This is a genomic window from Flavobacterium sp. MMS24-S5, assembly GCF_050320125.1.
Classification (GTDB): domain Bacteria; phylum Bacteroidota; class Bacteroidia; order Flavobacteriales; family Flavobacteriaceae; genus Flavobacterium; species Flavobacterium tyrosinilyticum.
This window is the reverse complement of record NZ_CP190016.1, coordinates 4,763,169-4,781,480: the sequence shown is the minus strand read 5'-3', so window position 1 is coordinate 4,781,480 and position 18,312 is coordinate 4,763,169. Positions and strand designations below refer to the sequence as shown.

At 33.4% G+C, this 18,312-nt stretch carries 20 protein-coding genes and 1 pseudogene; 17 read left to right on the top strand and 4 right to left on the bottom strand.

Going from position 1 to position 18,312, the window contains the following annotated elements:
* Positions 1–70 precede the first annotated feature (70 nt).
* A pseudogene (gene dnaK / locus ACPWTF_RS22040) lies at positions 71–1,955 on the bottom strand (molecular chaperone DnaK).
* A 388-nt stretch (positions 1,956–2,343) separates the two neighbouring features.
* On the opposite strand from dnaK, the gene ACPWTF_RS22035 reads away from it, so the two are divergent.
* The 5 genes from ACPWTF_RS22035 to ACPWTF_RS22015 all read left to right on the top strand — a co-directional run bounded on the left by ACPWTF_RS22035 (position 2,344) and on the right by ACPWTF_RS22015 (position 5,867).
* Positions 2,344–3,393, top strand: a complete 1,050-nt coding sequence (locus tag ACPWTF_RS22035) for a hypothetical protein (protein ID WP_427873109.1) — start codon at positions 2,344–2,346, stop codon at positions 3,391–3,393.
* An 80-nt stretch (positions 3,394–3,473) separates the two neighbouring features.
* Positions 3,474–3,920 carry a hypothetical protein gene (locus ACPWTF_RS22030; protein WP_427873108.1) on the top strand — a complete coding sequence of 149 codons (447 nt, stop codon included), beginning with the start codon at positions 3,474–3,476 and terminating at the stop codon, positions 3,918–3,920.
* Positions 3,921–4,002: 82 nt separating this feature from the next.
* On the top strand, positions 4,003–4,458 hold the full coding sequence (locus tag ACPWTF_RS22025) for an SRPBCC family protein (protein WP_427873107.1): 456 nt from the start codon (positions 4,003–4,005) through the stop codon (positions 4,456–4,458).
* 64 nt (positions 4,459–4,522) lie between these two features.
* The gene (locus ACPWTF_RS22020) at positions 4,523–5,308 is read left to right on the top strand and encodes a TlpA disulfide reductase family protein (protein WP_427873106.1); all 786 of its coding nucleotides are present in this window, start codon (positions 4,523–4,525) and stop codon (positions 5,306–5,308) included.
* 121 nt (positions 5,309–5,429) lie between these two features.
* Entirely contained in the window at positions 5,430–5,867 is a 438-nt protein-coding gene (locus ACPWTF_RS22015) for an acyl-CoA thioesterase (RefSeq protein WP_057122622.1), read from the top strand.
* A gap of 93 nt (positions 5,868–5,960) precedes the next feature.
* Here ACPWTF_RS22015 and ACPWTF_RS22010 read toward each other — a convergent pair whose 3' ends face one another.
* Complete coding sequence (locus ACPWTF_RS22010) at positions 5,961–6,653, bottom strand: hypothetical protein (RefSeq protein ID WP_427873104.1); 693 nt, start codon at positions 6,651–6,653, stop codon at positions 5,961–5,963.
* Positions 6,654–6,935: 282 nt separating this feature from the next.
* On the opposite strand from ACPWTF_RS22010, the gene ACPWTF_RS22005 reads away from it, so the two are divergent.
* From ACPWTF_RS22005 to ACPWTF_RS21970, 8 genes are all read left to right on the top strand, one after another.
* Positions 6,936–7,925, top strand: coding sequence for an alpha/beta fold hydrolase (locus ACPWTF_RS22005; protein ID WP_427873102.1), 990 nt, complete (start codon positions 6,936–6,938; stop codon positions 7,923–7,925).
* Positions 7,926–8,125: 200 nt separating this feature from the next.
* Positions 8,126–8,515, top strand: coding sequence for a DUF1398 domain-containing protein (locus ACPWTF_RS22000; RefSeq protein ID WP_427873100.1), 390 nt, complete (start codon positions 8,126–8,128; stop codon positions 8,513–8,515).
* 14 nt (positions 8,516–8,529) lie between these two features.
* Positions 8,530–9,387 (top strand): ThuA domain-containing protein, encoded by an 858-nt coding sequence (locus tag ACPWTF_RS21995; RefSeq protein WP_427873098.1) that lies wholly within the window; start codon positions 8,530–8,532, stop codon positions 9,385–9,387.
* 21 nt (positions 9,388–9,408) lie between these two features.
* Positions 9,409–9,771 (top strand): hypothetical protein, encoded by a 363-nt coding sequence (locus ACPWTF_RS21990; protein WP_427873096.1) that lies wholly within the window; start codon positions 9,409–9,411, stop codon positions 9,769–9,771.
* Positions 9,772–9,813: 42 nt separating this feature from the next.
* Positions 9,814–10,665 carry a sulfurtransferase gene (locus tag ACPWTF_RS21985; protein ID WP_427873094.1) on the top strand — a complete coding sequence of 284 codons (852 nt, stop codon included), beginning with the start codon at positions 9,814–9,816 and terminating at the stop codon, positions 10,663–10,665.
* Positions 10,666–10,876: 211 nt separating this feature from the next.
* Complete coding sequence (locus ACPWTF_RS21980) at positions 10,877–11,737, top strand: ATP-binding cassette domain-containing protein (protein ID WP_427873092.1); 861 nt, start codon at positions 10,877–10,879, stop codon at positions 11,735–11,737.
* Complete coding sequence (locus tag ACPWTF_RS21975) at positions 11,715–12,101, top strand: ATP-binding cassette domain-containing protein (RefSeq protein WP_427873090.1); 387 nt, start codon at positions 11,715–11,717, stop codon at positions 12,099–12,101. The genes ACPWTF_RS21980 and ACPWTF_RS21975 overlap by 23 nt, the downstream gene beginning before the upstream one ends.
* A gap of 18 nt (positions 12,102–12,119) precedes the next feature.
* The gene (locus ACPWTF_RS21970; RefSeq protein WP_427873088.1) at positions 12,120–12,734 is read left to right on the top strand and encodes a family 16 glycoside hydrolase; all 615 of its coding nucleotides are present in this window, start codon (positions 12,120–12,122) and stop codon (positions 12,732–12,734) included.
* A gap of 224 nt (positions 12,735–12,958) precedes the next feature.
* Here the strand turns inward: ACPWTF_RS21970 and ACPWTF_RS21965 are convergent, their stop codons facing one another.
* Both ACPWTF_RS21965 and ACPWTF_RS21960 read right to left on the bottom strand, forming a co-directional pair.
* The gene (locus ACPWTF_RS21965; protein WP_427873086.1) at positions 12,959–14,002 is read right to left on the bottom strand and encodes an RluA family pseudouridine synthase; all 1,044 of its coding nucleotides are present in this window, start codon (positions 14,000–14,002) and stop codon (positions 12,959–12,961) included.
* Positions 13,992–14,612, bottom strand: a complete 621-nt coding sequence (locus tag ACPWTF_RS21960; RefSeq protein WP_095927824.1) for a PASTA domain-containing protein — start codon at positions 14,610–14,612, stop codon at positions 13,992–13,994. The genes ACPWTF_RS21965 and ACPWTF_RS21960 overlap by 11 nt, the downstream gene beginning before the upstream one ends.
* Positions 14,613–15,040: 428 nt before the next feature.
* Here ACPWTF_RS21960 and ACPWTF_RS21955 point away from each other — a divergent pair, with 428 nt between their 5' ends.
* The 4 genes from ACPWTF_RS21955 (at position 15,041) to ACPWTF_RS21940 (ending at position 18,305) form a co-directional block, all read left to right on the top strand.
* The gene (locus ACPWTF_RS21955; RefSeq protein ID WP_427873083.1) at positions 15,041–16,012 is read left to right on the top strand and encodes a D-alanine--D-alanine ligase; all 972 of its coding nucleotides are present in this window, start codon (positions 15,041–15,043) and stop codon (positions 16,010–16,012) included.
* A gap of 139 nt (positions 16,013–16,151) precedes the next feature.
* On the top strand, positions 16,152–16,844 hold the full coding sequence (locus ACPWTF_RS21950) for a DUF421 domain-containing protein (RefSeq protein WP_427873082.1): 693 nt from the start codon (positions 16,152–16,154) through the stop codon (positions 16,842–16,844).
* A 128-nt stretch (positions 16,845–16,972) separates the two neighbouring features.
* Complete coding sequence (coaD, locus tag ACPWTF_RS21945) at positions 16,973–17,431, top strand: pantetheine-phosphate adenylyltransferase (RefSeq protein WP_026729362.1); 459 nt, start codon at positions 16,973–16,975, stop codon at positions 17,429–17,431.
* 1 nt (position 17,432) lies between these two features.
* The gene (locus tag ACPWTF_RS21940; RefSeq protein WP_427873080.1) at positions 17,433–18,305 is read left to right on the top strand and encodes an alpha/beta hydrolase; all 873 of its coding nucleotides are present in this window, start codon (positions 17,433–17,435) and stop codon (positions 18,303–18,305) included.
* Positions 18,306–18,312 lie beyond the last annotated feature (7 nt).

Genomic DNA, 18,312 nt, shown 5'->3' with positions numbered 1-18,312 from the left:
AAAAAACCGAGCCATTTCTGACTCGGTTTTCTATCTTAATACTTTGTACTAATTACTTAATACTAAAGAATTATTTTACTTCTTCGAATTCAACGTCTTCAACGTTATCTCCAGAAGACTGCTCTTGTTGTGGAGCAGCTTGCTGTCCTTCACCACCTTGAGCGTACATTGCTTCTGTAGCTGTTTTCCAAGCTGCATTTACATTGTCTAATCCTTTTTGGATTGCGTCAAGATCTTGAGATTGGTGAGCCATTCTCAATTCAGTTAAAGCATATTCGATAGCTGTTTTTTGCTCATCTGTCAATTTATCTCCTAACTCTTTCAATTGAGATTCAGTTTGGAAAATAGTACTGTCAGCTTCGTTCAATTTCTCAGCTCTTTCTTTTGCAATTCTGTCAGCATCAGCGTTAGCTTCAGCATCTTTTTTCATTTTTTCGATTTCTTCAGCTGTTAATCCAGAAGAAGCTTCGATACGGATATCGTGAGATTTTCCAGTTCCTTTATCAGTTGCAGAAACTTTGATGATACCATTAGCATCGATATCGAAAGTTACTTCGATTTGAGGAACTCCTCTTGGTGCTGGCGGGATACCATCTAAGTGGAAACGACCGATAGTTTTGTTATCAGCAGCCATTGCTCTTTCTCCTTGTAATACGTGGATTTCAACAGATGGTTGAGAATCAGCAGCAGTAGAGAATACTTGAGATTTTTTAGTTGGGATAGTTGTGTTAGACTCGATTAATTTAGTCAATACACCACCCATAGTTTCGATACCTAAAGAAAGAGGAGTTACGTCAAGTAACAATACATCTTTTACATCTCCAGATAAAACTCCACCTTGAATAGCAGCTCCAATAGCAACAACCTCATCAGGGTTAACACCTTTAGAAGCTTTTTTACCGAAGAATTTTTCAACTTCGTCAGCGATTCTTGGCATACGAGTAGAACCTCCTACAAGGATTACTTCGTCGATATCAGATGTAGATAAACCTGCATCTTTTAATGCTTTAGCAACTGGCTCCATAGAACGTTTTACTAAAGAATCAGATAATTGCTCAAATTTAGCTCTAGATAATTTTTTCACTAAGTGTTTTGGTTCCAGAAGCAGTAGCAGTTACGTATGGTAAGTTGATTTCAGTTTCAGCAGAAGATGATAATTCAATCTTAGCTTTCTCAGCAGCTTCTTTCAAACGCTGTAATGACATTGGATCTAAACGTAAATCAATACCTTCTTCAGTTTTGAATTCGTCAGCTAACCAGTCAATAATAACTTGGTCAAAATCATCACCACCTAAGTGAGTATCACCATTTGTAGATAATACTTCAAATACACCGTCTCCTAATTCAAGAACAGAGATATCAAAAGTACCTCCACCTAAATCGTAAACAGCAATTTTTTGATCATTTCCTTTTTTATCTAATCCGTAAGCAAGTGCAGCAGCAGTTGGCTCGTTGATGATACGCATAACTTTAAGACCAGCGATTTCTCCAGCTTCTTTTGTAGCTTGACGCTGAGCATCGTTAAAGTATGCAGGAACAGTAATAACTGCCTCAGTTACTGTTTGACCTAAATAGTCTTCAGCAGTTTTTTTCATTTTTTGAAGTGTCATAGCAGACAATTCTTGAGCAGTGTATAAACGACCGTCAATATCCACACGTGGAGTATTGTTGTCACCTTTTACAACACTGTAAGGAACTCTTTTTGCCTCTTCTTGAGTTTCAGCAAAAGTGTGTCCCATAAAACGTTTAATAGAAGCAATCGTTTTTGTAGGATTCGTTACTGCTTGTCTTTTTGCAGGATCACCTACTTTAATTTCTCCACCTTCAACAAAAGCGATGATAGATGGTGTAGTTCTTTTTCCTTCTGCGTTAGGGATAACAACTGCTTCGTTACCTTCCATTACAGAAACACAAGAGTTCGTCGTACCTAAGTCAATTCCGATTATTTTACCCATTTTTTATATATTTAATTTTTGATTTAATTTTATAACTCAGGTGGCATAAGTCAATCTTTGTGCCAATATAAAAAACTAAATAAAATTGTCAGTTTTAGCGTCAGTGCCCTAAAAATCATCTGACAACATGACATTTCCAAAACCTGACATTCATGGCACAACATTGTATAACTGTCATTTTTTTTAGGATTATTAGCTTTTCATTATGATTTGAAAACTAATAATTATGACTTCAAAAATCTCTTGTAGAGGAAAATGAGAAATGGCAAAGAAGTTTCGACAGAAAGAAAATAAAATTTATGTTTTTAGTTTTTTGCTTTTGACTGAAGTGCTAAAAAACTTACATTCGTATTCTAGTTGCAAAAAAACATACAATCCTTAACCAATCATGAAGCAAATTTTACTATTACTTATTTTAGGTACAATAACTGCGTGCCAAAACAAAAACTATCCCGATTTAATAAACAAAGAATCGAAATTTTCAGATTCAGATTTCACAAAACAACATTTTCAAGAATTTTTGATTTACGAAGATATCACCACTAAAAACAGTAAATTACCTAAACCTAAACCTTCTGCAAAAAAACAATATCCTTGGATGCTATCAGTCTCTAAGGAACGTACAGAAAAAACTCTTAATCAAATTGAGAAATCTATAATCGCAATAACAGACGGTGCCTCTGATTATAACAAAGAACCTTCAAATTCTATTAACTTTTCTTCGCTGGTAGATAATTTTTATACAGACCAACAACTTTCAGAATATAGAAAAAATAGAAGCATAACTACACAAACTTCAATTTTAGATTATATAAAAGCCACAATTAAAAAATACGATTTGACCAACGAAAAAAATGAAAAAATAAAATTGAATGGAGAAGTTCTAGGTTTAGGTGGGGGTGGTTTTGAAGAAAAAAATGGAAAGCTTTTAGAAGGAATTGTATTTCAAACCCTTGGAATGGGAGATTCAAAATATTTAATACTGAAAGGTTATGTAGATATTGAAGTAGAAATTCCAGTAGAATATGAAAAGATAGAAATTACCAAAAGTGATATTGGAGACAAATTTAGCATTGGAGGCCAAAAAATACAGATTTTAGAATTTGATGCTAATGCAATTCATTATAAATTATTTAATTCTGATTCTCAAAATTTCAGCGTTTATATAGACAATTGCAACGGAAATTATGGAAGTGTGCAATCTCCTGAAAATATTTATGATAAATTTAGAGACAATCAAGGATTAGACTATGCTTCCTTTTTGAAAAAATATAAAGAATTTGGTTTAGACAAAATGGAGAATCCTAATGAGGGTAATTTTGTTTCAGTATTAAAATCAGACGACTGCCAACTCGAAAAAGTCTTTTTCTATTGTCCAATAACTTCGAAATTGGCAAAAAAGACCATTAGGGTTCCTGTTAACATTCAAATAAAATAATAGGATTGACGGAAGCTTCATTTAATTCAAACCTAAAGAATAATTTGACTATGCAACACACATAATAAAAGACAGTAAAAATGAAACTAAGCCTCAAATTTATATTCCTTACTATACTATTTATCCCTATCTTAACATTGTCGCAAACAAACAAAAATTACATTGCTATAACTTACTCAAGCATATGTTGTGGGACACCATCTGAAAAACCTGTAATGGATTTTGTAAAAAAGGCTGAAAAAAAATTGAAACTAAAACCTTTTGAAATATTTATAGAAAACGGCTTAGGAAAAGAAGGTGAACATAGTTTTTATATTGGAACAGATAACTTGATTAACAATCAGTTAAAATCTTTTTGGAATAATCTAAAACATATAGCATCTAATCAAAACCAATCCAGATCAAAAAATGAAAATGGGTTTGTAAATATAGAAGATAATCTTATATCTAATTCTACTTTGAAAAGTATAAAAGCAAATCCGAGAACCAGTATTAGTTCGTTGAAAATTTATAATTACAAAGAATAAAATTGTATAAATAATTCTTAATTAAAAATTAAACCCATTAACTTTACTATAACAATTTGATTTTCAATAAAAAAAACTCAAAATGACTTCAGATATTCTCAATACAACATCAGATTCAGAAATTGTAACCACACGTGTTCTGAATTTCCCGCAAGAACTTGTTTTTAAAGCTTGGAGCAATCCAGAACATTTACAAAATTGGTGGGGACCAAAAGGTTTTACTAATACTTTTCAGGAGTTTAACTTTTGCGAAGGCGGAAAATGGAGCTTCATTATGCATGGTCCAGAAGTTGGAAATTATGCCAATGAATGCGAATTCATCAAAATAGACAAACCCAATCTTATTGCTTGGAAACGCCATACGAAACCACTTTTTCAAATCTTAACCACTTTTGAAACTGTTGCCGAAAACCAAACCAAAGTAGTTTTTAAAATGCTTTTTGAAACTGAAGCAGAATGCCAGAAATTAAAACCTTATGTTGTCGATAAAAACGAAGAAAACTTTGACAAACTGGAAGTTGAATTATCTAAAATGTAATTATGAAAACTTAATTCCGTATTTTTACCTTATCATCAATCATTAAACAATCAAAATCAATCACATGAAAAAAATTATCCTTCTAGCAATTTTTCTAATTGCTCAATCCTTTTATGCGCAAAACCAAGTCGCAAAAAAACCTGAAACCGTTATTATTATCAACAACGAAATTGCCACAATGGATCAAGTGATGAAATATGGCAATGAGGGTTATGTCAAATCAATGAATAAAGGCGTTAGTGAAGAAAAGCGAAATGAACTAGCAAAAAAATTTGGCGATAAAATTGGCGACAGAGAATTTATAGTCGTCGTAGAGGTTTTTACTGAACAAGAAAAAATCGAAAACGATAAAAAGACTAAAGACACTGCCTTAGATCCAAAACCTCAAGTCGAACAAAAACAATTTCTCTTAAATGTAAACGACAAAGCCAAAGACTTTACCTTAAAACTTGTCGACGGCAAAGAGGTAAAACTTTCTGACTTAAAAGGAAAAGTGGTACTGGTTAATTTTTGGGCAACCTGGTGCGCACCTTGCCTACAAGAGTTCTACGATATTCCATCAAAAATTCTCGAACCTTTTAAAAATGATAATTTTGTCTTTTTAGCAATCTCAAGCGGAGAAAAAGAAACTGCAGTGGCTAAAAAAGTAACAAAACTAAAAAATGATGGCCTTAATTTTAATTTCGGCGTTGATCCGAATAATATAATATGGAATCAATATGCAACGAATGCAATTCCTAAAAACTTTTTAATCGATCAAAACGGAATTATACAATATGTGGCAGTAGGAAATGCTGAAGGAAACCTAGACAAGATAGCAAGCGAAATCAAAAAACTGCTTTCAAAATAGATTATTGGAACTAGCTGTTTATAATTTTAAAACAAAAAAATTATGCACGCATAGTAATTTTATGATATTCGTTTGTTTTTTATTTGTAATTTCGGTTTTTCAATAAAATACAATATTAAAAATGGCTTCATTTACAAAAGAAATATCTTTCCGTTGGTCAGATCTTGATCCTAATTTTCACGTTCGTCACAGCGCTTATTATGATTTTGGTGCGCAGCATCGTATCGAAATTTTAGAAGAATTGGGTTTAACATTAAAAGTAATGCAAACGCAAGGTTTTGGTCCTGTTTTGTTTAGAGAAGAATGCGTTTTTAGAAAAGAATTAAAACTTTCTGATAAAATATTCATTCATACTAAAACTTCAAAAATGAAAGCCGATGCTTCTCGTTGGTCAATCATACATGAATTTAGAAGAGAAGACGATACACTTTGCGCAACAATCACGGTTGATGGTGCGTGGATGGATACAAAACTGAGAAAACTAGCTTCTCCAACGCCAGAAATCGCGATTCAGGCTTTGAGTATTTTCCCAAAAAGTGATGATTTTGTTGGACTATAAACCAGTAAATCGTAATCTTATAAAAAGTCCCAAAAACAATTTTAAATATTGTTTTTGGGATTTTCTCTTAACCAAATTGTATTTTTAATTTCGTTATTCAAACTTTAATCCAAAGTTTACTTTTTCAAAAGTAGTACTGCACGAAAAGGCAAATCGTCCGACATTAACAGTTCCGAAAATGCCGCCAACGGAATGTCCAGAATAAAATCCTCCAGCAGAAAATCGGCGAACCTGATATTTTAAAGCAATATCATTTACCCTCGAACTCAACTGTCCAAAAGCAATTACATGCGGGATAATCTCGTAACTCCCAAAAACTTTGGGAACCAGTTTTTTGTAATAATCAAAACTTTCGTCAGTTTCATAATCAATAATTGACGAATGCAAATTTTCGAGGTTTCCGCCAATATAGGTGTTTTCAGAAAAATGCCAAGAGATACTGAAACCTGTAAAAGTTCCCTCATAACCGCTTCTAGAATCTACATAACCGATACCAATTGTAGCTCTAAATTTTTCGCAAATTTTCCCTATGTAACCCACATAAGTGCGATCTATTTCGGATTTGTCAATTCCAGCACCAAAAATGATATCGTCTTCACACATGGTAAGAGCATACTGAAAATAAGCTGAATATTGATCTTGATTTGCCGCGATGACACTCCGGCCTTTATCGAGATCTATATTGGGAGAAATTAAGGTTGAGTTTATAACGGCGAAATCAAAAGTATTGAGTTCTTGGGCAAATGTGGGGACAGTGAGCAGGAGCAAAAGTAGTGTCTTTTTCATAATACTATTTTTTTAAGGCTTACAACATTCTGAAACTAAATTACATACATTTTTCCTGTTAATAAAAGAAGTTCTTTGAAGTGCCACATTACTCGTCAAAATACATTATTTTCATAATCAGCTTCATTTAATCGATAAAAACTCAATAAATCATCGATTATTAACACTAAAAACAATTAAAACATTTTGAAAGCTTTTTTTCTGATAACTTTAAGATATTACGCTTTGTTTTAAAAATGGTTCGGTTTAATTTTATAAGTCGTAATAACAAATGACTTTAAAATGAAAATACTCAAACTAATCTTTATACTAATTCCTTTCTTAAGCTTTGGCCAGCAAGGAAATATAAAAGCACTGGATATTAATTTAAGTAATTATGAATATCCGTTTCCTGTTCATTTTATCGAATTGAGCAGTCAGCGCCAGTACATGAAAATGAGCTACATGGATATCATTCCAGAAAACTACAATCAAAAAAATATTGTGTTACTTCACGGAAAAAATTTCAATGGCGCTTATTGGGAAACTACTATTAAAGCCTTGACAAAAGAAGGTTATCGGGTAATTGTTCCCGACCAGATTGGATTTGGGAAATCGACAAAACCAGACCATTTTCAATACACTTTTCAGCAGTTAGCCGAAAATACCAAGAAACTTTTAGATCATTTGGGAATTCAAAAAACCACGATTTTGGGACATTCTATGGGCGGAATGCTGGCGACACGTTTTGCATTGATGTATCCTGAAACGACAGAAAAATTAGTTTTAGAAAATCCGATTGGTTTGGAAGACTGGAAATTAGTTGTTCCGTACAAACCTGTTGATTGGTGGTACGAATCGGAATTAAAACAGAATTATGAAAGCATTAAGCAATACCAAATGGCAAATTATTATGACGGAAAATGGAATGCCGATTATCAAAAATGGGCTGAACTGGGTGCAGGATGGACAACGGCACCAGACTATGATCGCGTTGCTTGGAATTCTGCTCTGTTATACGATATGATTTTTACGCAACCTGTTTTGTACGAATTTAAAAATATTAAATGTCCAACGCTATTAATTATAGGAACGAGAGATAAAACCGCTTTAGGAAAGCCACTAGTTTCTGAAGAAGTACGAAAAACAATGGGTAATTATGCTGAATTGGGCAAAAAAACACAGAAAGCAATTCCGAATTCAAAACTGGTAGAAATTCCAAATACAGGGCATTTGCCACATATCGAATCTTTTGATTCGTTTATAAAATCATTAATCGTATTTTTGAAATAGTTTATTAGCCAAGAATTACACGAATTTGCGCTAATTATTTTTTATTTCGCCACAGATTAAAAAGATTAGCACAGATTAAATCATCTTAATCCTTTAATCTGTGGCAAAAAGTTTAATTCGTGCAATTGCTTCGCCTGTTCGCTACCGCTCGGGTCGTGGCAAAATCTAAAATCTAAAATCAACAATCTAAAATTAAAAATATGTTTACAATCGAACAAATAAAAGAAGCACATGGAAAAGTAAAAAGTGGTGCAGATTTTCCAAATTACATCCAGGATTTAATCATTTTAGGCGTAAAAGGATATGATACTTACGTTCATGACGGAAGCACTGTTTACTATGGATTAAACAATTATACCGCAGCTGCCGAAGAAAAATATCCGGAAATTAAAGTTGCTGATTCTCCAAACAAAGAACTTTTTATAGAACATTTGGTAAAACATCAGCATGGCGAAACCGATTATATGACTTTCTGTAATCATTGCGCACAAGCTGGAATTGCAAAATGGCGTGTTGATATTATTGAAATGACTTGCACATATTTCGACAAATCCGAACACGAAATTTTAATCGAAAAAATTCCTGTTTAATCGGTTCAACATTCATGGCTTTTTTCAACCAAAACCACCAAACCGTCTTTAAGAAAAACATTGTACTTTTAGCTTTAATGGTCTTTTTCTTTGGTTTTTCTCAAAACAAAAAAGAACATTCAAAATTCAAAGTCATTGCTTTTTATACGGCTAAAAACGATCAGGCGCATATTAGTTTTGTGCACGAAGCCAATAAATACTTTCCAAAATTAGCAGCAGAAAATCATTTTCAATATGATTCTACAAGCAATTGGGATAATTTAAATGCTAAGTTTTTAGCAAAATATCAGGTTGTTTTATTTTTAGATACAAGACCTGAGAAAAAAGAACAGCGAGAAGCTTTTCAAAAGTATATGGAAAATGGCGGCGGTTTTATTGGATTTCATTTCTCTGCATTCGCTTTAAATGATTCTAGCTACAATCAAGATTGGAACTGGTATCACAACACTTTCTTAGGTTCTGGCGAATACGGAAGCAATACTTGGAAACCAACTTCGGCAGTTTTGAGAGTAGAAAATGAGCACCCTGTGACTAAAAATTTGCCTAAAACCTTCTCTTCCGCTCCAAATGAATGGTACAGATGGTCGAACGATTTAACCAAAAATCCAGATATCGAAATTTTAGTGGCTATTGACGAATCTAGTTTTCCACTCGGAACTGGTCCAAAAGCGCATGAAATCTGGAATAGTGGTTATTACCCCGTTGTTTGGACCAATAAAAAGTATAAAATGTTGTACGTAAATATGGGACATAATGATATTGATTATGAAGATGGAACAAACAAAACGTTATCGTACACTTTTGAAAACAAAACACAAAGTCAATTAATTTTGAATGCTTTGCTTTGGCTTGGAAATTCAAAGAAAAAATAAATTTGTTAAATGAAAAATTATTTGATTCTAGAAGAAGAATATTATGCCAATATTGACAATTCTATTATAAATAAGATTGCAAGCGATCATTCTTATGCCGAAGAACTTTTATTTAGCCCTAATAAATGGTCTAATTATTTAAAAATATATTTACTCCTTACTCATGAACTAAGCGTAATTGAAAAAACAAAACTTAAACCAATAGATTTATTATTAAATAGGTATTACTGGTTTAAAAAATTTTACCATAATTATTCTTTAGCAAAAGGCATTGATGCAGGAATTGAGCAACAAATTTTTGAAATATTAGAACAAATAGGTAATCAAGATAGTTTTGACTGGCTGATTATACAAAATATTGATAACGAAATAGAAAATGAATAATCTTGTCTTTCAAATTAATAGATTATACAAATAGAAAAAATAATGTCTAAAAAGATTATCTCCTTAATTACAGCTCCAGAATTAATCGAATTAAATTCCTTTTCAAAAATCATTTTAGTTGATGCTCGGGCTGGCGCGAATACTTTTGAAAATTATCAAAAAGAACATTTGAAAGGCGCTCGTTTTGTAGACTTAAATCGTGATCTGGCTTCAATTCCAGAAAATCCAGCCAATGGCGGAAGACACCCGTTACCATCTCCAGAAGATTTTTCTAAAGTACTTTCTTCATTAGGAATTGCACCTTCCGATCATGTTGTGGTTTACGATGATAAAAATGGCTCTAATTTCGCTGCACGTTTCTGGTGGATGATGCGTGCCATTGGACATGAAAAGATTCAGGTTTTAAATGGCGGTTATCAAGCTGCGATTCAAGCTGGTTTTCCAACCAATTCTGGAAATGAGACTTTTGAAAAAACAGCCTATCCTTCTCAAGAATGGAAATTGGCTTTAGCTGATATCGAAGAAGTCGAAAAAGCTCGTAAAAACGATCAAAATATCGTAATCGATGTTCGTGACAAAAACCGTTACGATGGCTTAACAGAACCTCTGGATTTAATTGCTGGACATATTCCTGGAGCTATCAACGTTCCCTTAACTGAAAATTTGAACGAAAACGGATTGTTTAAATCTGCCGAAGAATTGGCCGAAAAATACAAAGCTGTTCTTAAAGATATAAAACCAGAAAATACAATTGTCCATTGCGGCTCTGGCGTTACAGCCTGTCATACGTTATTGGCGATGGATTACGCTGGACTTCCAATTCCGAAATTATATGCAGGTTCTTGGAGCGAATGGTCAAGAAACGATCGCGAAATGGCAACACAACAAACATAATAATTTTTAGCCACAGATTTCACAGATTAAAGTGATTTTTTTTAGCCACGCCCCGAGCGATAGCGAACAGGCGAAGCAATTCCACTAATTTCACTAATTATAAATGACAAAAAATTCGTGCGAATTAGCGAAATTCTTGGCAACACATTTTTTTAATCTTTTTAATCTGCGAAATCTGTGGCAAAAAAAAATAATACAAATAAAAATTACAATGCAACACTGGGATATACTTTTATCAAATCAGGTAAATAAAAAGAAACTAATAGATAATATATTAAATGGGGAAGCAACGGGCGAATTAGCCGTTTTTAACCATCAAAAAGGAATACTGTTTTCTGATATTGCCATCGAAAAATTCATCGAAAAAGAATTTCAATATGACAGCGTAGAAGCTTCTCCAGATTCGCACAGACAACTTCGCACTTTTTCGTCTGGCGAACGTAAAAAAGAGTTTTTAAAATACTGCATCAATCAAAAACCAGATTATATTATTTTCGATAATCCTTTTGATCATTTGGATCAGGCTTCAAGAGTAATTTTAGCCGATTCATTAAAAGATCTAACCAACGATATTGCAATTATTCAGCTTTTAAATCGTACTGTTGATGTGCTTGAATTTGTACCCAATAAAGCTCAAATTAAAGACAATACATTCGAATTACATCCATTCAAAAAAACCGAAAGTCATTTCAAAACATTAAATACAACTACAATTCCTAAAGCAACAGAAACTCATACTTTTCCAGAAGATGAACTAATCAGACTTGAAAATGTTTCGGTAAGTTATGACGAAAGAAAGATTCTCGACAACATTTCCTGGACAATCAAACAAGGCGAATTCTGGCAGTTAATTGGTCCAAATGGTTCTGGAAAAAGCACAATTTTATCTTTGATTACAGGAGATAACCCGAAAGGGTTTGGGCAGAATTTGTTTTTGTTTGGAAGAAAAAAAGGAACTGGCGAAAGTGTTTGGGATATTAAAAAACAAATCGGGATTTACACTACTTCTATGATGGATCTGTTTCAGAAAGGGCCATACGGTAGAACAGATGATATTATCGGGATTCTTTGACCAAATCGGATTGTATACAGAACCTACAACACATCAGAAAAATATCGTAACGCAATGGCTCGAAGTGATTGAAATGACTCATTTAAGAAAAAAGCGTTTTATAGATCTTTCTATCGGGCAGCAGCGTGTGGCATTAATTGTTCGCGCCGTTTTAAAACATCCGCCATTATTAATTTTAGACGAACCTGTAGAAGGTTTAGACGACGAAAATGTAGATTTGGTAATTCAGCTTATCAACACCATAAAACAAGAAACCAATGTTTCTATACTTTATGTTTCACACCGAATCGAACAAGGCCTTGCTCCTACTTCTGTTTTCGAACTTTTGCCATCAGAAACGGGATCAACCGGAAAAATAAAATAGTAATCAGAATTAAATTAAATGAAAATAAAATTTGCAGTATTTCTCCTTTTGCAGTTCATCTTGATTTCGTGCTCTAGCACCATTTCAACAGTAAAAAAAGAATATACTTTAAACCATTCAAAAAAACTAAAATCAAATTGGACAATCGATTCTAAAGAATGGGTTTTAAAAAACGATACCCTTACAGGAAATGGTTCTCTTTCACCTTGGGGAGTTTTGGTTTCAAAAAAACAGCTCCCAAATAATTATGAAATTGATTTTAAAGTCAACATGACAAATTCATCTTTATTCGAAATCATGCTCAATTTGGATAAAGGAAAATACATTAGAACCTACTTATACCAAATTGATCAAAACATTGTAATTGGTGACGGGATCTATGATAAAAAAGACGATTCATATGGCAAACGAGGTGGAAAAACCTTATTCAAAAAACCAATGAAATTAGAAAATAACAAATGGTATACTATAAAAATCAGAGTTACAAATAACCAATTATTCTTTTCTATAGACGATAAAACAACTTTAGAATGTTCACTCGAAAAAAACAACCTAAACCAAAAAGGAAAACTAGGTTTCATAACCAACGGAGAAGTTAAAATAACGGATTTAAGAATTAAATCTCTACAATAATTTAATTACCAGAAGCAATATATGCCATTACACAAAGCATATCCGTAGAGGCGCACTGCAGTGCGTCTCCGCAACGAATATCCACAATACGTTAGACGCACTGCAGCAAGCCTCTACAAAATATTGGAACAATAAAAAATTGCGTTAAAATGAAAAAAGCTCCCAAAAAGGAGCTTTTTATTATTATAAAAATTTTCTAATTTTCTAATTGACAAATTATCTAATTAACTTTCATCTTCCGTATTATGCGACTTCACATAAACACGCCATTTCTCAATACAATCCTGAAAATCCTGAGGCAATTCTGTATCAAAACGCATTAATTCTCCCGTATTTGGGTGAACAAATCCAAGCGTTTTTGCATGCAGCGCCTGACGTGGTAAAGCTTTAAAACAATTCTCAATAAACTGTTTGTATTTTGTAAAAGTCGTTCCTTTCAAAATCAAATGACCACCGTAACGCTCATCATTAAACAACGGATGCCCGATGTGTTTCATATGTGCACGAATCTGGTGCGTTCTACCCGTTTCCAGTTTACAAGAAATTAAAGTTACATAACCAAAACGCTCCAAAACTTTATAATGCGTAATAGCTGGTTTTCCAATTTCTGGATCATCAAAAACCGCCATTTGCATACGGTCTTTTAAATGTCTTGCTAGATTTCCTTCAATTGTACCGCTCTCGGCCGCAACATTTCCCCAAACAAGAGCAATATACTCACGTTCGGTAGTTTTAGCCTCAAATTGTTTTGCTAAATGCGTCATTGCGGCTTCCGTTTTAGCGACAACCAAAAGACCAGAAGTATCTTTATCAATTCTATGAACCAAACCTGGGCGTTCGCTGCTATTCATTGGCAAATTATCAAAATGATGCGCCAAAGCATTAACCAAAGTTCCGGTATAATTTCCGTGACCTGGGTGCACAACCATTCCAGGCTCTTTATTAATCAATAAAAGAGCATCGTCTTCATAGACAATATTCAGCGGAATATCTTCAGGAAGAATATGATTTTCAAACGGAGGATGCGACAACATAACCGTAATCACATCAAAAGGTTTTACTTTGTAATTTGATTTTACTGGAATCTCATTCACAAAAATGTTTCCATTAGTTGCCGCATTCTGAATTTTATTTCGTGTGGCATTCGGAATCAAATACATTAAATATTTGTCAATACGCAAAAACGCTTGACCTTTTGGGACTTCAAATCTGTAGTGCTCAAATAATTCGTCTTCCAGATCTAAATTTTCTTCAATATTATTGTTCATCACTTGGGGTTTCTACAGGCGCTGCAGTACTATCTGTTGCCTGACTTTCATCTACATAACTTGCTTTCCCGTCTCCTAAAACCAAATCGATTTTAGACGCTTTCAAAACGCGATCTCCTACTTTTAAGTTTCTTCCTTTTAAACGCATTTCCAAAACCATATCTTTTCCAAGATTCGGAATATACGTAATCGTTCCTGGCTCAAGACCTAACGCTTTCAACGTTGGTACAGCTTCACGATATGTTTTTTCGATTAAATCTGGAATTTTCACAGAAGAAAAACCAGATGCATTAATCTTAATATAAATTTTTCTACCCACTTTTACCATCGTCCCAGGCAAAGGATCTTGCTCTACAACGCTATATTTTGGGTATTCACTTCTGTAATCAACACTGTCCAAAAGAACATAATCTAAATCCAGTTCATCCAATTTGTTTTCCACTTGCTCTTCAGTTAGTTTAGACAAATTCGGAACCGCAATTTCGTGACCGTGATCTGTTGTAAAAGTTAACCAATGCATGAATAAATAACCAATAACCGCTATAATAGCTGCGGCCGCAAGCAATTGCAAGAAAAAAACTCGGCTTGTTAAATACTGACGTAAACTCATAAATTTATTTTTAATAGCGACAAAGATAAAGTATTTCGTTTCAAAAAAAATGATAATTTTGTTTAAAACAAGAAAGTCCCGAGATTGTCATCCTGAGTAAAGACTAAGGATAATTTTCAGGAGCTATTTCCCGCTTTCGCCTATATCTTTTTGTCTGCAGAAAAAGCAGCCAAAAAGGATACCGGCTCTATCGGGGCTAGGACAGTCGGTTTCAAAAGAACGTTTTCTTGTTGTCAGACTGAGCGAAGTCGAAGTCATACAAAGTGATTCAGCACGCGGGACTTTGACTTCGCTCAGTCTGACAATCAAAACGAATAAAAAACATTTAAGAAAAATTAGTTCACCCGCTTCGTCTTTTCGCTATAGCTTGGATTGTGGCAAAAACTTAAAACATTAAACTTGAAACAATTAAAAAATAAAAATATACAATGAAAAACATTGCCATCATCATGGGCGGCTATTCCAGCGAATACAAAATATCATTAATCAGCGGGAATGTCGTGTATCAATATCTTGACAAAACAAAATACAACGGATTCCGTATTCACATTTTTAAAGAAAAATGGGTTTATGTTGATCAAAATGATGCCGAATTCCCAATCGATAGAAATGATTTTTCAGTTACCGTAAACGGCGAGAAAATTACTTTTGACTGTGTTTTCAACGCCATTCACGGAACTCCAGGCGAAGATGGATTAATGCAAGCCTATTTCGAATTAATCGGTCTGCCACAATCTTCTTGCGATTATTATCAATCGGCACTAACATTCAATAAAAGAGATTTATTGTCTGTTTTAAAACCATACGGAATTAAAACAGCAGTTTCTTATTATTTGAACAAAGGAGACGAAATCAATACTGCAGAAATCGTTAGAAAAGTTGGGCTTCCTTGTTTCGTAAAACCAAACAAAGCAGGTTCAAGTTTCGGAATCTCAAAAGTAAAAACTGAAGCTGAATTGCCAATTGCGATTGAAGTTGCGTATAAAGAGGACAACGAAATCATTATCGAAAGTTTCCTTGACGGAACCGAAGTTTCTGTTGGAGTAATTAATTATCAAGGAGAAATTAAAGTATTGCCAATTACAGAAATTGTATCAGACAATGATTTCTTTGATTACGAAGCAAAATACGAAGGGAAATCGCAGGAAATCACGCCAGCGAGAATCTCTGACGAAATGACTAGAAAAGTTGGCGAAACAGCAAAACGTGCCTACGAAGTTTTAAAAATGAAAGGTTTCTCTAGAAGCGAATTCATTATCGTAAACGACGAGCCTCATATGCTGGAAATGAATACGATTCCAGGTTTAACAACAGAAAGTTTAATTCCGCAGCAAGCAAAAGCAGCCGGAATTTCTCTGGAAGATTTATTCACAAACGCAATCGAACTAGCTTTAAAATAAGATGTTAAGATACTAAGGTGCTAAGATTCTAAGATTTTAGCACCTTATTTTTTCGCATTGTCAGGCTGAGCGAAGTCAAAGCCTTTGAACCTAAAAACCTTAGCCTCTTAGAATCTCAGAACCTTAGCACCTAAAAAAAATGAAAGAAATCTTCGAATGGAATAGACTGTTTTTTAATGAATTGCCAGAAGTTTTTCTTTTGGAAGTAATATTTCGTTCGACAGTAATGTTCACTATTTTACTGTTAACGCTTAAACTGGCTGGTAAACGAGGTGTTAAACAATTATCAATTTTTGAAACCGTAATTGTTATTGCATTAGGTTCTGCTGCTGGCGATCCTATGTTTTATGAAGATGTCGGAATCGTTCCGGCAGCAATTGTTTTTTTAGTCATTATTATTTTGTACCGGTCTGTGACATGGCTTACTGGAAAAAGCAAAAAATTTGAAGAGTTTATAGAAGGTAAAACCGAATGTTTAATTAATGATGGAAAATTTTCTATATCGAGTTTTAAAAAAGAAACTTTGGCACAAGACGAATTTTTCTCAGAACTTCGTGTAAAATCAATAGAACATTTAGGGCAGGTAAAACATGCTTTTATAGAACCAAGTGGTGAAATAAGTGTTTTTTACTATCCCGACCAAAATGTAAAATACGGACTCCCTATTTTGCCTTCATTGTTTAATGCTAAGAACAAATTCATTCCAACCGACGGAATCTATGCTTGTTCTTTCTGCGGACACACACAAGAAGTTAAAAAAGGAACAGCAAAGTGTGATGTATGTAAAAGAGAAGAATGGGTCGAAGCTATAAATACCCTTAGAATAACTTAAAATAAATTCCAAAAAAGAAAAATTCCAAATTCCAAAACAAAGAAAAACTAAGATTCAGCACCATCCAAATAAAACTTAGTCCCGATAGCTATCGGGATAGCATCCCACAACCTTAGAAACTTAAAGAAATGCGAAAAGCCATATTTCCAGGATCATTTGACCCAATTACGTTAGGACATGAAGACATTATCAAAAGAGGAATTCCTCTATTTGACGAAATTGTGATTGCCATTGGGGTTAATGCCGAAAAAAAATACATGTTTTCATTAGAAGAAAGAAAACGCTTTATTGAAGAAACTTTCAAAGACGAACCAAAAGTTTCCGTAATTACTTATGAAGGACTAACAATTGATTTGGCTAAAAAAGAAAAAGCCAATTTCATCTTAAGAGGCCTACGTAATCCAGCCGATTTCGAATTCGAAAAAGCCATTGCACATACCAACAGAAAACTGTCTAAAATAGAAACCGTTTTCTTATTGACAGCTGCAAGTACCTCATTTATCAGTTCGAGTATTGTGCGCGATGTATTGCGCCATGGTGGCGAATATGAGATGCTGGTTCCAGATGCGGTTAGAGTGAAAAAATAATATGAATAAGAAACAAATTCTTTCTTACATCATTACATATGTATTTTTTCTGACAATTTCATCACACAAATTACTAGCACAAAAAGATAAGGATTTTGAAAAAGAAATAGAAAATCCTAATCAGTACAATTTTAACAAAATTGATTTTATTGATTCCGAAAATAATGAAAAATTAAGCGGTACTTTAATATCTCCCAAAACAGAATATTCAAAGATCATTATAATTGTTCCTGGTAGTGGAAAGAATACAAAAAATTCGCATTACGTTTTAGCAGAAGAAATATTAAAAAACAATATTGCTGTTTACCGATTTGATGATCGTGGAGTTGGAGAATCAGAAGGAAATATTAATTTTAGTGTAGATCAAATAATACGTGATCTATATTATGCTTATACTAATATAAAAAAAGCAAGCAATTTATCTCAAAAAAGTATTGGAATTTTGGGACACAGTTTAGGAGGAATTGCAACTATCGATAATTATCAAAAAGGTCTAAATTTAGATTTTATTGTACTGATGTCAACTCCATTTGAAAAATATGGAAGATTTACTAAATCACAATTCCCTTTTAATAGCATTAAAAAAGTAAGTGCCAAAACTGTATTTGAAAACATACATATTCCTCTATTGTTCATAGCAGGATCTAATGACAGTTTCTTAGAAAGTGAAAAAACTGCCGATCTTTTACGTTCAGTCAATAATAAAAACATTGATGTTAGAATAATCGATGGCTTAAATCACTTCTTAATAAAAGGTAATGATAACTGGAAAGAAACAAAAAAATACAATGATTTATATGACATGAGCCAAAAAGCCTTGACTGAAATTATTACTTGGATTAAAAACCTTAAACTAAATTTAAATCAAAAATAGTTCTAAT